11 protein-coding genes are annotated in these 12,758 nt (G+C 66.9%); 4 read left to right on the top strand and 7 right to left on the bottom strand.

Annotated elements, in window-relative coordinates:
* Positions 1–89: 89 nt before the first annotated feature.
* Together bamC and ABD05_RS00380 are read left to right on the top strand one after the other, a co-directional pair.
* The gene (gene bamC / locus ABD05_RS00385; RefSeq protein WP_047898469.1) at positions 90–1,235 is read left to right on the top strand and encodes an outer membrane protein assembly factor BamC; all 1,146 of its coding nucleotides are present in this window, start codon (positions 90–92) and stop codon (positions 1,233–1,235) included.
* Positions 1,236–1,239: 4 nt separating this feature from the next.
* Positions 1,240–2,016: an MBL fold metallo-hydrolase gene (locus tag ABD05_RS00380; protein WP_047898468.1), complete on the top strand. Its 777-nt coding sequence runs from the start codon at positions 1,240–1,242 to the stop codon at positions 2,014–2,016.
* Between the two features lie 113 nt (positions 2,017–2,129).
* Here the strand turns inward: ABD05_RS00380 and ABD05_RS37250 are convergent, their stop codons facing one another.
* From ABD05_RS37250 to ABD05_RS00375, 3 genes are read right to left on the bottom strand one after another with little or no spacing between them, the layout of a single operon-like run.
* The gene (locus ABD05_RS37250; RefSeq protein ID WP_034195863.1) at positions 2,130–2,393 is read right to left on the bottom strand and encodes a hypothetical protein; all 264 of its coding nucleotides are present in this window, start codon (positions 2,391–2,393) and stop codon (positions 2,130–2,132) included.
* Entirely contained in the window at positions 2,323–2,568 is a 246-nt protein-coding gene (locus ABD05_RS39400; RefSeq protein WP_075122947.1) for a hypothetical protein, read from the bottom strand. The genes ABD05_RS37250 and ABD05_RS39400 overlap by 71 nt, the downstream gene beginning before the upstream one ends.
* A gap of 56 nt (positions 2,569–2,624) precedes the next feature.
* Complete coding sequence (locus ABD05_RS00375; RefSeq protein ID WP_047898467.1) at positions 2,625–3,845, bottom strand: cupin domain-containing protein; 1,221 nt, start codon at positions 3,843–3,845, stop codon at positions 2,625–2,627.
* 32 nt (positions 3,846–3,877) lie between these two features.
* On the opposite strand from ABD05_RS00375, the gene ABD05_RS00370 reads away from it, so the two are divergent.
* Positions 3,878–4,420 (top strand): FKBP-type peptidyl-prolyl cis-trans isomerase, encoded by a 543-nt coding sequence (locus tag ABD05_RS00370; RefSeq protein WP_047898466.1) that lies wholly within the window; start codon positions 3,878–3,880, stop codon positions 4,418–4,420.
* Here the strand turns inward: ABD05_RS00370 and ABD05_RS00365 are convergent.
* From ABD05_RS00365 to ABD05_RS00350, 4 genes are all read right to left on the bottom strand, one after another.
* Positions 4,400–5,671: a hypothetical protein gene (locus ABD05_RS00365; protein ID WP_047898465.1), complete on the bottom strand. Its 1,272-nt coding sequence runs from the start codon at positions 5,669–5,671 to the stop codon at positions 4,400–4,402. The genes ABD05_RS00370 and ABD05_RS00365 overlap by 21 nt on opposite strands.
* Positions 5,652–8,309, bottom strand: a complete 2,658-nt coding sequence (gene mutS, locus ABD05_RS00360) for a DNA mismatch repair protein MutS (protein ID WP_047898464.1) — start codon at positions 8,307–8,309, stop codon at positions 5,652–5,654. Before mutS ends, ABD05_RS00365 begins: the two co-directional genes overlap by 20 nt.
* A gap of 208 nt (positions 8,310–8,517) precedes the next feature.
* On the bottom strand, positions 8,518–10,140 hold the full coding sequence (locus ABD05_RS00355; RefSeq protein ID WP_047898463.1) for an NAD(P)/FAD-dependent oxidoreductase: 1,623 nt from the start codon (positions 10,138–10,140) through the stop codon (positions 8,518–8,520).
* Between the two features lie 489 nt (positions 10,141–10,629).
* Positions 10,630–11,433: an inositol monophosphatase family protein gene (locus ABD05_RS00350; protein ID WP_047898462.1), complete on the bottom strand. Its 804-nt coding sequence runs from the start codon at positions 11,431–11,433 to the stop codon at positions 10,630–10,632.
* Positions 11,434–11,713: 280 nt separating this feature from the next.
* On the opposite strand from ABD05_RS00350, the gene ABD05_RS00345 reads away from it, so the two are divergent.
* Entirely contained in the window at positions 11,714–12,538 is an 825-nt protein-coding gene (locus tag ABD05_RS00345; RefSeq protein WP_047898461.1) for an RNA methyltransferase, read from the top strand.
* The last annotated feature ends 220 nt before the right edge of the window (positions 12,539–12,758 follow it).

Raw genomic sequence — 12,758 nt, 5'->3', positions numbered from 1 at the left:
GGCCGCCGGCTCGACCCCTGATCAACCCGCACCGGCCGGCTCCGTCCGGCGCCGCTCCTGACGAGCGTTCAAGCAAGACGAAGGATTTCATGAAACGTTTCGCCATTTCCTCTCGCGCCATCCAGATGTCGGTGGTGGCGCTGGCGCTGGGCGCGCTCGCCGGCTGCGATACGCTGAACGATTACCTGGCCCCTGATCGGGTCAACTACAAGAACACCGGTTCGGCGCCGCCGCTCGCGGTGCCGAGCGACCTGAAGCCGGTGCCGACGACCCAGCAGTTCGTCGCGCCGCCGACCAACGCCGGGCTCGGCACGCTGCCGCCGCGAGTCACGACGCAGGCCGGCAACGCGACCGACGGCATCCCGAGCGCGCAGGATCCGCTCGGCATGCACATCGAGCGCGACGGCGATCGCCGCTGGCTCGTCGTCGATGGCCGGACGCCCGAGCAGTTGTGGCCAATCCTGAAGGAGTTCTGGCAGGAGAACGGTTTCTCGCTGAAGACCGATGCGCCGTCGACGGGCATCATGGCCACCGACTGGGCCGAGAACCGCGCGAACATTCCCGACGACTGGTTCCGCCGCACGATCGGCAAGGTCATCGATTTCGCGTACTCGTCCGGCACGCGCGACCGTTTCCGTACGCTCGTGAACCGCACGTCGGACGGCAACACCGACATCTCGATCACGCATAGCGCGATGGAAGAAATGATGGTCGGCCCGCAGGGCGGCACGTCGTCGCGCTGGGAAGAGCGTCCGCGCAATCCGGTGCTCGAAGCCGTGTTCCTGTCGAAGCTGATGCAGAAGTTCGGCCTGACCGACGCGCAGGCGAAGCAACTGCTGACCGATGCGCATCCCGCGACGGCACCGGCGCAGGTCAGCGACACGAGCACCGGCGCCGCGACGCTGCAACTGGCCGAGTCGTTCGACCGTGCGTGGCTGCGCGTGGGCCTCGCGCTCGACCGTACCAACTTCACGGTCGACAATCGCGACCGCGAGAAGGGCGTGTACACCGTGCGCTACGCGAATTCGATGGAAGAGCTCAAGCGCGACGGCCTGTTCGGCAAGCTGTTCTACGGCGGTCCGGCAGCGGCGAAGCCGGGCAAGGAATTCCTGGTCAACGTGCGTGCGCAAGGCAACGGCGGCACGCAGGTCGCGGTGGTCGGCGCAAACGGCCAGGTCGACAATTCGTCGGACGCGCAGCGGATCATTTCGCTGCTGCACGCGCAGTTGAACTGAGCGCGTGCGATTCGCCAGCCTCGGAAGCGGCAGCGAAGGCAACGCGCTGGTCGTCGAGGCCTCGAGCGGCACGACGACCACCCGCGTGCTGCTCGACTGCGGCTTTTCTGCCAAGGAGGTCGAGCGCCGGCTCGGCCGACTGAATCTCGGCATCGATGATCTCGATGCGATCCTCATCACCCATGAACACAGCGACCACGTCGGCAGTGCGCTGACGCTCGCCCGGCGCGCGTCGCTGCCGCTCTACATGAGCTGGGGCACCGCGCGGGCGGTAGGCGCGGACGAGGCCGATGTCGATCTCCACGTGCTGTGGGGCGACGAGACGGCCGCGATCCGCGATCTGGCCGTCATACCCTATACGGTCCCTCACGATGCGCGCGAGCCGCTCCAGTTCGTCTTTATGGACGGCTGCAGCCGGCTCGGCGTGTTGACGGACGTCGGAATGGCCACGCCGCACATCACGGCCGTCCTGAGCGGCTGTGACGCGCTGGTGCTCGAATCCAACCATGACACGGCGATGCTGGCCGCGAGCCGCTATCCGCAGTCTCTGAAGGCGCGGATCGGCGGCAACCACGGTCACCTGAGCAACGACGCGGCGGCCGACATCCTCGCGTCGCTCGAACGCAGCCGCCTCCAGCACCTGGTCGCGGCCCATCTGAGCCAGCAGAACAACCTGCCGGAACTGGCCCGCCAGGCGTTTGCCGGCGTGCTGGGGACGAGCGGGGAAGACGTGGTCGTGGCCACGCAGGACGCGGGGTTCGACTGGCTGATGCTCGGTTGAGCGGGGCAGGGCCGCGGTGGCGGCCCGGTGCGACTGCCGGGCGATCGATCCGGAAACCGCAGACGTAAAAAAACCGGCCCGTGGGCCGGTTTTTTTTCAGCTGATGCTGAGGCTTACTGGCTTGCGCCCGAAGCCGGAGCAGCCGTCGCTGCCGAAGCAGCCGACGCCACTGCAGCAGCAGCGTCGCTCGCAGCAGCCGTTGCCGACGAAGCAGCGGCAGCAGCGTCGCTCGCTGCACCAGCAACTGCCGAAGCAGCCGTCGAAGCAGCAGCAGCCGCGTCGCTTGCAGCCGACGAAGCAGCTTGATCAGCGCTCTTGTTGCAAGCAGCCAGTGCAACAGCAGCCAACAGGGAAGCTACGAGGAGGGATTTCTTCATGATCACGTCCTTTTATGGTTAAAGGTAAGCAACAGCGCGAAACAATACCGGTAATGTGCTCCAACACCGACCTGGGCCGCTGGTGGAGATGCACTTCTAGAGCGTGAATCTTCCCTACGGCTTGGGCGGAAATTATATGCACTTTCCTATCGACCGTCGACAAATGCGGGGTCAATACGTTGTCTTTCCCATACAGAAATTGATCTGTACGGGCATACGGGGCGACTCACACTAATTCCGGCCTCCGACCCGTATCCAGCCCGCACAATACCACTCGTGCAACAAGGCTGTCATCGAGGGAGCCCGGGATAGTGTTACAAACCGTTTCGCCTCCATCTGGCGTTGATTGGCCAGTTCGGGCAGCCATTCGCCGGCCTGCTCGAGCGGTCCTTCCTCGCCATTAATGAAGTACGATCGCGCGTTATACATCAATGCGGCCCTTCTGTCGAGACACACACCGCGGCGTGACGCTTGCGTGACGAACGCGGCCTCGGACAGCGGACGCGCCGGCGGGTCGAATACGACGTTCGGTTTGGGCTCGCTCAGGTAGCAGCCGAGGAATTCGGCGACGTCGCGCTTGCGCCAGCGGATGGCGTCGACGATCTCGGCGACGCGCTCGACCAGCGCCGGAGGCAATTGCGCGGGCGTGTCGACGGCCGGCTGCTTCGGATCGCGGTAGAGGTCGTCGCCGCCCCCGTCGCGCAGGCCGCCGCGCTCCGCGAGATAGTACAGGAACTGGGCGCCCAGTTCGCCCGAGGACGGGGCCCGGAAGCCGATCGAGCAGGTCATGCATTCGCCTTCGGCGACGCCGTCGTGCGCGATGTGGGGCGGCAGGTACAGCATGTCGCCGGGCTCCAGCACCCATTCGTCGCTCGGTTCGAAGTTCTCGAGGATCTTCAGCGACACATCCGGCTGCAGCGACAGGTCTTTCTGCGCACCGACGCGCCAGCGACGCCGGCCTTCGACCTGCAGCAGGAATACATCGTACGAATCGAAATGCGGACCGACGCCGCCGCCGTCGGTCGCATACGAGATCATCAGGTCGTCCAGCCGCGCGTCGGGGATGAAGCGGAAGCGGTCGAGCAGCGCGCGCGCCGCATCGACGTGCAGGTCGAGCCCCTGCACGAGCAGGGTCCAGGACTTGCGCGTGACGGCCGGCAGCGAGTCGGGCTCGAACGGACCGTGCGACAGTTGCCACTTGTTACGAAAATGGGTGATCAGTCGCGATTCCGCGTCATAGTCGGATGCCAGCTCGAACAGCGCATCGCGCGTGACCGGCGACGCAATGCCGGGGATCGCCTGGCGGATCAGGAGCGGTTTCTTCTGCCAGTAACCGCGCATGAATTGCGCCGGCGTGAGACCGCCGAGCAGCGGTGTGGGAAGATCGGAAGGCGGCGCGCCGAGCGGGGCGGCAGCGGCATCCCGCGGTTCGGCTTGAGACCGGTTGCGCATCGTATAATGAGACTTGTATTTGGGAGAATTGGATGAAAATCGCAAAAAACACCGTCGTGTCGGTCACTTACAAGCTGTCGGATGCACAGGGCAATCTGATCGAGGAAAGCGACGAGCCGATGGTCTATCTGCACGGCGGCTATGATGGCACGTTCCCCAAGATCGAGGAACAGCTCGACGGCCAGGAGCCGGGCTACCAGGCACAGATTCAGCTCGAGCCGCAGGACGCGTTCGGCGACTACGATCCCGAACTCGTGAAGATCGAGCCGCGCGATCGTTTTCCCGAGCCGCTCGAAGTGGGCATGCAGTTCGAAGGCACGCCGGAAGACGGTGACGAGGAAGTCGATTCGCTGATCTATACGGTCACCGACGTCGCCGAAGACAAGGTCGTGCTCGACGGCAATCACCCGCTGGCAGGCATGGCGCTGCGTTTCGCACTCACGGTGAAGGACGTTCGCGAAGCAACCGAAGACGAAATCGAGCATGAGCACGCGCATGGCGCGGAAGGGCTCGAGATCGTCGACGAGGACGAAGACGAAGACGGCGAAGCGCCGTCAGGGCGCACCCTGCACTGAGCTCGCAGGCAGGCCGGGCGCCGGCCCCGATGCAGGGGGCGGTGCCGGCCACGACGCGCCGCCTGGTGCGGCGCCGTCACCCTGCAGCGGCGGCGCGACCGACGACGAGTCGGGCAGCGCCGGCAACGCGGGGATTTCCGGCATCTGCGGCAGCGGGACATCGTCGTGCGGTACGAGCGGCAGCGCGGGCGGCACGGGCAGGTTCTTCGGCACCTCCTGCAGGCTCACGTTGAAGATCGTCTGCCGCGCCGGCGACACACTCACCTTCACCCACTGATTCGCCGGATGGCGCGGTCCGATCGCGACGCGTGTCACGTTTCCTACCAGTTCACCATCGTCGGCTCGCAGCGGACGATCGATCAGAAAGCCGTTGGCAAGCGGTTCGCCGCTCGCGTGCATCACCAGTATCGGGCCGCGGAACGTCGCCGCGGCCTTCACCAGCGTTCGTTTCAACTCACGGAAGCCGTCACGCACGCGCGGCCGGTTGAAACGCAGCCATGAGAACCGTTCCGAGCGCTCATAGCGTTCGAATTGCGGATCGCCTTCGAAAATCACCACCATCGCACGCGCCGCGCGCCGCTTCGCGTATTCGGCCGCATGGTCGATCCAGAAACCGTTCGCGATGACGCGGTCCTCGAATTCGCCGTTGCGGCCGCCGGCCGTCAGGAAGTGGTTGTTCGGCGCCGGCGCGTTGAGCGCGACATAGACGATGTCGTCGCGCATCCAGCGTGCGTTTTCGCGATACGGCCGGAACCGCGCGATTTCGCTTTCCCGCGTGATCTGCAGTGCGCCGGGGTCGGGCAGTGCAGAATCGGCGAGCAGTGTCTGCCGCAGGAAGTCGAGCCGCTCGACCGGATCGTAGCCGCCGCCGGCCACGGTGTTGCACGTCACCCAGTCGTCGTGGCCGGGGATGAATACGAGCGGCACGCGTGCGGCGTCCAGGATCGCGCCGCGCTGCGAATACAGTGCATCGCGGCACGCTTCCTTCGAGCCCTTGAGATCGCCCGCATAGACGACGAAGGCAAGGTTGCGCTCGCGCGCGATCGAATCGAGCAGCCGCTGGGTCGCCGGTTCGTCCGCCGGTACGTTGATGACGCCCGACACGACTGCGAACGAGTAGGGCGCGGTGGCACGCTTCGGCGGCGCTGCCAGCGCGCCGGCCTGCGCGAGCGCGAGTACCGCTGCGCCGAGCGCGGCGGCGGCGCGCGCCGCCAGGCGCCGCGGGGTGTGCTTACGCGTGCCCGTCGGCATCGTGCGACCGGACCAGCGTGCGCAGTTCGTACAACAGGTCGAGCGCCTCGCGCGGCTTGAGATCGTCGGGATCGATGTCGCGCAGCTTCTCGAGCGCCGGATGCGGCGTGTCGGGCAGCGCAGGCGCGTCCGCGCATTCGAGATCGTCGACGACCACCGGCTGCGCGCTGAACAGGTCGAGTTGCGGCGTGTGCTGTACCGCCGACTGCTGTTCGAGATAGGCGAGGTGCTTGCGCGCGGCGCGGATCACGGGCGTCGGGACGCCCGCGAGCTGCGCGACCTGCAGGCCGTAGCTCTGGTTCGCCGGGCCTTCGTTGACCGCGTGCAGGAACACGATGCCGTGGCCGTGCTCGACGGCCGACAGGTGGACGTTGGCCGCTTGCGGGAATTCGGCCGGCAGTTGCGTCAGCTCGAAGTAGTGCGTCGCGAACAGCGTGTAGCAGGCGTTGTGCGCCAGCAGGTGGCGCGCGATGGCCCACGCGAGCGCGAGGCCGTCGAACGTCGACGTGCCGCGGCCGATCTCGTCCATCAGCACGAGGCTTTGCGGGGTCGCGTCGTTGAGGATCGCCGCGGCCTCGGTCATCTCGACCATGAACGTCGAGCGGCCGCCCGCGAGATCGTCGGCGGCGCCGATGCGCGTGAAGATCCGGTCGATCGGACCGAAGCATGCCGACTTCGCCGGCACGTAGCTGCCGACGTAAGCCATCAGCGCGATCAGCGCCGTCTGCCGCATGAACGTCGACTTACCGCCCATGTTCGGACCGGTGATCAGCAGCAGCTTGCGCTCGGTGCCGAACCGGCAGTCGTTCGCGATGAACTGCTCGACCTGGGCTTCGACGACCGGGTGACGGCCCTGTTCGATTTCGATGCCGATCTCGTCGGTGAAGGTCGGCGCGACCCAGTCGAGCGCGCGCGCGCGTTCGGCGAATGCGGCGAGCAGGTCGAGCTCGGCGAGTGCCGATGCGACGCGCTGGCACTCGGGGATGAACGGCAGCAGCGCCTGCAGCACGGCGTCGTACAGCGCGCGTTCGCGCGCCAGCGCGCGTTCCTGTGCGGACAGCGCCTTGTCCTCGAAGGTCTTCAGTTCGGGCGTGATGTAGCGCTCGGCGTTCTTCAGCGTCTGGCGGCGGCGGTAATCGTCGGGCACCTTGTCGGTCTGGCCGCGCGTGACCTCGATATAGAAGCCATGCACCTTGTTGTATTCGACGCGCAGGTTCGCGATGCCGGTGCGCGTGCGTTCGCGCGCTTCGAGATCGATCAGGAACTGCCCGCAGTTCTCCGAGATGTCGCGCAGCTCGTCGAGCTCGGCATCGTAGCCGCGCGCGATCACGCCGCCGTCGCGCACCATCGCGGCCGGCTCGGGCGCAATCGCGCTCGTCAGCAGGTCGAGGCATTCGGCGGGCGGCGCGAGTGCCGCGTCGACGCGGGTGAGCGCGTCCGCATTCGCGACGATCGCGCCGATGCGCTCGCGCAGCGCCGGCAGCGCGGCGAACGTGTCGCGCAGGCTCGACAGGTCGCGCGGGCGCGCGGACAGCAGCGCGAGACGCCCGGTGATCCGCTCGACGTCGGCGATCTGGCGCAGTGCGCTGCGAAGCGCATCGAGGCTGGCATTCGCCGGCGCATCGAGCAGCGCGCCGATCGCCTGCTGGCGCGACTGCGCGGCGACCGATGCGCGCGGCGGGTGATGCAGCCAGTGACGCAGCAGGCGGCTGCCCATCGTCGTGCAGCAGGTGTCGAGCAGCGAATACAGCGTCGGCGACTCGGTGCCGCGCAGCGTCTCGGTCAGTTCGAGGTTGCGGCGCGTGGCCGGATCGAGCCCGATGTATTCGGTTTCGTTCTCGACCTTCAGGCTGCGCACGTGCCGCAGTTGCTGGCCTTGCGTGGCCGCTGCGTAGAGCAGCAGCGCGCCCGCGGCGCCGCAGGCGCTCGTCAACGAATGCGCGCCGAAACCGTCGAGGCTCGCGACATCGAGCTGGTCGCACAGGCGTTGCGTGCCCGATGCGATGTCGAAGTGCCACGCCGGCACGCGCTTGGTTGCGCCCGTGCCTGCCGGTGCGGCGTCGGTTGCGCCGTCCGCCGTCAGGATTTCGGCTGGCCGGATGCGCTCGAGCGCGGCGCCGAGCTGCTCGGGTTCGATTTCGGCAAGCCGCAGCGCGCCGCTTGCGAGGTTGAGCCACGCGAGGCCGATGTTGACCGCGACGCCGCGCTTGTTGTGGCCCGTGCACATCGCGAGCAGGTAGACGTCGTTCTTGTCGGACAGCAGCGCGGCATCGGTCAGCGTGCCGGGCGTGACGACGCGCACGACCTTGCGCTCGACGGGGCCTTTCGACGTGGCCGGATCGCCGATCTGCTCGCAGATCGCGACCGATTCGCCCATCTTCACGAGCTTCGCCAGATACTGCTCGACCGCGTGATGCGGCACGCCGGCCATCTTGATCGGCGTGCCGGCTGTGGCGCCGCGCTGCGTGAGGGTCAGGTCGAGCAGGCGCGAGGCCTTTTCCGCATCTTCGAAAAACAGCTCGTAGAAGTCGCCCATCCGGTAGAACACGAGCGTGTCGGGGTGGTCGGCCTTGATGCGCAGGTACTGCTGCATCATTGGAGTGTGGCCAGCAAAGGCCTCGGGCGACAGCGTGGTCATAGGTCAGGCATGAAGTTGTTGCTTTGGTTGCCCGAGTTTACCAGCGGCCCTGATGTGCAAGTGCGAAGTTCGCCGTTTGGCCAGATGCCGGAGATCGCGACCGGCGGCTGCCGGCCCTGTCCGACGAGTCGACCCCGCACTCGGGCGGACCTGCGAAAGCCGGCACCGCCCGGCTCACGGCGCTACGCTCGCCGATCCTGTCCGAACGTCAGGACGCGTGCGCCGACGTCATGCTGAGTGCCACCGCTTGCGCGACTTCGATGCCGTCGATGGCAGCCGAATAGATGCCGCCCGCATACCCCGCGCCTTCGCCGGCCGGATACAGGCCTTCGACGTTCATGCTCTGGTAGTCGTCCTTGCGTCGAATCCGGATCGGCGACGAAGTGCGCGTCTCCACGCCGGTGAGCACGGCATCGTGCATCGCGAAGCCCGCGATCTTTTTGTCGATCTGGGGCAATGCTTCACGGATCGCTTCGATCACGTAGTCCGGCAGCGCGGTGCTGAGATCGGTCGGATTCACGCCCGGCTTGTAAGACGGCTCCACCGAGCCCAGCGACGTCGACGGCCGGCCCGCGATGAAATCGCCGACCAGTTGGCCCGGCGCGCGGTAATCGCCGCCGCCGAGTTCGAATGCGCGCTCTTCCCATTTGCGCTGGAACGCGATGCCCGCCAGCGGGCCGCCCGGATAGTCTTCCGGCGTGATGCCGACGACGATGCCCGCATTCGCGTTGCGCTCGGCCCGTGAGTACTGGCTCATGCCATTGGTGACCACGCGGCCCGGCTCCGAGGTCGCCGCGACCACCGTGCCCCCGGGGCACATGCAGAAGCTGTAGACCGCCCGTCCGTTGCTGCAGTGGTGGACCACCTTGTAGTCGGCCGCGCCGAGTTGCTTGTGGCCCGCAAACTTGCCGAAGCGGCTGCGATCGATCAGCCCCTGCGGATGTTCGATGCGAAAACCCAGCGAAAACGGCTTGGCTTCGATATACACGCCGCGATCGTGCAGCATCTGGAACGTGTCGCGCGCGCTGTGGCCCACCGCCAGCACCACGTGGTCGCACCGGAGCGTTTCCCCGTTCGAGAGCGTGAGCGACCGCACCTTGCCCTGGTCGATTTCGATGTCGTCGACCCGGGTTTCGAAGCGCACTTCACCACCCAGTTCATGGATGGAAGCGCGCATTTTTTCCACCATGCTGACGAGCCGGAACGTGCCGATGTGCGGCCGGCTCAGATACAGGATGTCTTCCGGCGCGCCCGCCTTGACGAATTCGTCCAGCACCTTGCGGCCATAGTGGTTGGGATCCTTGATCTGGCTGTACAGCTTGCCGTCGGAGAACGTCCCGGCCCCGCCTTCGCCGAACTGCACGTTGGATTCGGGGTTGAGTACGCTCTTGCGCCACAGGCCGAAGGTGTCCTTGGTGCGCTCGCGCACGGCCTTGCCGCGTTCGAGGATGATGGGGCGAAATCCCATCTGCGCGAGGATCAGTCCTGCGAACAGGCCGCACGGCCCCATGCCGATGACGACCGGGCGCAGGAAATCGGCGTGCTCGGGGGCCTTCGCGACGAAGTGGTACGCCATGTCGGGCGTCACGCCGCAATGCGGCTTGCCGGCGAGTCGCTTGAGCACGGCCGCTTCGTCCTTGACTTCGACATCGACGATATACGTCAGCTTGATGTCGGAGCGCTTGCGTGCATCGTGCGCACGGCGGAACACGCTGTATCGGAGGAGCCCGTCTGCCGCCACGCCAAGCTCCTCGAGGCGCGCGCGAATCGCGGCTTCGAGAGCGCTTTCGGGATGGTCGAGGGGGAGTTTAACTTCGCTTAGCCGTAACATGGGTACTCGGATGCGGTTGCCACGGAGCCGTGGCGGTGTTGAGACGGGCGGGGGCCGGCATGCGGGGGGCGGCGTTGTTCGCTGCGCGGGTATCCCGGATGCAAACCGTTCATCGCTGGATCAAGCTGTACAGGGGGCTGCGCACTGACCAGGCCGGACAACTCGGGCAACGCCAGGATCGGAGCGTGAAGCGACCGTTGCGGGGGGGAGATCGTCCATCCCCGAACCATCGGGCGGCGAAAGTCGCTCCATCATGGCGGTGCCGGCGAGCGGCTGGTGCGAAAGCCGCGCCAGGCGGGCGCAACCGCCCGTGTCGTTCATGCTGGCCAACATAGCACATCGATATCAATGCCACGCGGAAATGCGGCCGCCAGAGGAACAGCGCGGCAGCGACGTGCTGCGCAAGCAGCATGCGTTGCCGACGGCCCGTGCCGCATGAAGCGGACCCGGGCCGTCGCAGCGCGCCGCACCGGCGGGCGCGGCCGACGTTTATTCCGCCGCCGGATGCACGCGGGTGTAGCGATTCAGGATCGGGATCATCTGCGCGTAGATCTTCGGGTTCGCGGCGACGATTTCATGGCGATGCAGGAAATCGGCGTCGCCCGTGTAGTTGCCGACGAGGCCGCCGGCCTCGGTGATCAGCAGGCTGCCCGCCGCCATGTCCCACACGTTGATGCCCTGTTCGAAGAACGCGTCGAGGCGGCCGGCCGCGACGTTGGCGAGATCGAGTGCCGCCGCACCCGGGCGGCGCAGGCCCGTGCAGGCTTGCGTCATTTCGGTGAAGAGGCGCGCGTACGCATCGAGGCCGTCCTTCTCGCGGAACGGGAAGCCCGTGCCGACCAGTGCGTCCGACAGGCGGTCGCGGCGGCCGACGCGGATGCGGCGATCGTTCAGGTATGCGCCGCGGCCACGCGTGGCCGTGAACAGGTCGTTCTTGTTCGGATCGTAGACGACGGCCTGCGTGACGACGCCCTTGTGCTCGAGTGCGATCGATACGCAGTAGTACGGGAAGCCGTGGATGAAGTTGGTCGTGCCGTCGAGCGGATCGATGATCCACTTGAATTCGGATTCGTTTTCCGACTCGCCCGATTCTTCCGCGAGGATCGCGTGGTCGGGGTAGGCGGTCTTCAGCGTCTCGATGATTGCCTCTTCGGCGGCCTTGTCCACTTCGGTGACGAAGTCGTTCTGCTGCTTCTTGCGGATCTCGATCAGGTCGAGATCGAGGGACGCGCGATTGATGATCTGTCCGGCGCGGCGCGCAGCCTTGACAGCAATATTGAGCATGGGATGCATGAGCCTGGATCCTGTAGCCGGCGGCACGGGCCGCCACGAAGTGGAACAACCGTCCGGAACGGCGCAAGCGTGCCGGGCGAGGTGAGACGCGAATTGACAAAGAGCGGGGTACGACCCGCGCCGCACGGAGCGCGACGCGTAAAGGCATGATTTTACCCGATTTTTGGCGGTTTCAGGCGACCGGAATGCGGGGAAACCCCCACCGGCCGTCCGGACGAGTGGGTTTGCCGGGGCGATGGCGCTACCATACGGCCATTCTGATGAACCGAGTCGTATCGTAGTGGAAACCCCGCAGAACACCGCCGCGCCGTCCGAGTCGGACGCGGCCACGTCCCGGCCGCCCTCCGGCGGCTTTACGTCCACCCGCTTCGTGCTCGTCGAGCCGAGCCATCCCGGCAATGTCGGGGCGGCTGCCCGCGCGCTGAAGACGATGGGCTTCTCGCGTCTCGTGCTGGTCGCGCCGCGCGTGCCGCACGTGCAGAGCGACCCCGAGGCGATCGCGATGGCCAGCGGCGCGGACGACGTCCTCGCGTCCGCGCATGTCGTGCCGACGCTCGGCGACGCGCTGTCCGGTGTCCACTGGTCGATCGCGCTGACCGCGCGCACGCGCGAATACGGGCCGCCGCGCCTTGCGCCGCGCGCGGCCGCCACGCAGGCGTGCGCGCAGGTCGGCGCGGGCGACATCGCGCTCGTGTTCGGCAACGAGCGCACGGGCCTCGCGAACGAGCATGTCGAGCAGTGCAGCGCGCTTGCGCACATCCCGGCGAACCCTGCATACAGCTCGCTGAACCTCGCACAGGCCGTGCAGGTGCTTGCGTACGAGCTGCGCGTCGCGTTTCTCGAGCAGGCGAGCGAGCCGTCGCCGCAGCCGTCGGCCGAGGCCGGCACGCTCGCGCAGAGCGACGAGATCGAGCGAATGTACGTGCACCTCGAGAACGCGCTGATCGCGCTCGATTTCCTCGACCCGCGCAATCCGAAGAAACTGATGCCGCGGCTGCGGCGTCTGTTCGCGCGCACGGGCCTCGAGCGCGAGGAAGTCAACATCCTGCGCGGCGTCGCGAAGCACATCCTGCTGAAATCGGGCAAGCCCGACGGCGACGCTTAAGCGGTTGGTGTACCGGCAACCGGGCGTTCAAGTGCCGCGCCGCGGGGTGGCCCGGCCGGCGTTGAATTGCGCCGCCGAAAGCGTCGGGCCCGGAGCGTTTCCGACCGGCCGAACATCCCGCGAACACCGCGACAGCAAGCCGCCCGCCCGAATACCCGCGCCGGCGGCGGGGTGAACGCGCGGCCTCGTGCGGCCGTGTGCGACTGGCCCTACAATCGCC

Origin of the sequence: Burkholderia pyrrocinia (assembly GCF_001028665.1) — a bacterium.
Lineage (GTDB): Bacteria > Pseudomonadota > Gammaproteobacteria > Burkholderiales > Burkholderiaceae > Burkholderia > Burkholderia pyrrocinia.
Note: the sequence above shows the minus strand (reverse complement) of the source record. Positions and strands in the feature narration are given on the sequence as shown.

Coding starts and splice junctions, on each gene's coding strand:
- bamC (WP_047898469.1), top strand. CDS start 90: ATGAAACGTTTCGCCATTTCCTCTCGCGCCATCCAGATGTCGGTGGTG.
- ABD05_RS37250 (WP_034195863.1), bottom strand. CDS start 2,393: ATGAAGAAATCCCTCCTCGTAGCTTCCCTGTTGGCTGCTGTTGCACTG.
- ABD05_RS00370 (WP_047898466.1), top strand. CDS start 3,878: ATGAAAATCGCAAAAAACACCGTCGTGTCGGTCACTTACAAGCTGTCG.
- ABD05_RS00365 (WP_047898465.1), bottom strand. CDS start 5,671: ATGCCGACGGGCACGCGTAAGCACACCCCGCGGCGCCTGGCGGCGCGC.
- ABD05_RS00350 (WP_047898462.1), bottom strand. CDS start 11,433: ATGCATCCCATGCTCAATATTGCTGTCAAGGCTGCGCGCCGCGCCGGA.
- ABD05_RS00355 (WP_047898463.1), bottom strand. CDS start 10,140: ATGTTACGGCTAAGCGAAGTTAAACTCCCCCTCGACCATCCCGAAAGC.
- ABD05_RS00375 (WP_047898467.1), bottom strand. CDS start 3,845: ATGCGCAACCGGTCTCAAGCCGAACCGCGGGATGCCGCTGCCGCCCCG.
- mutS (WP_047898464.1), bottom strand. CDS start 8,309: ATGACCACGCTGTCGCCCGAGGCCTTTGCTGGCCACACTCCAATGATG.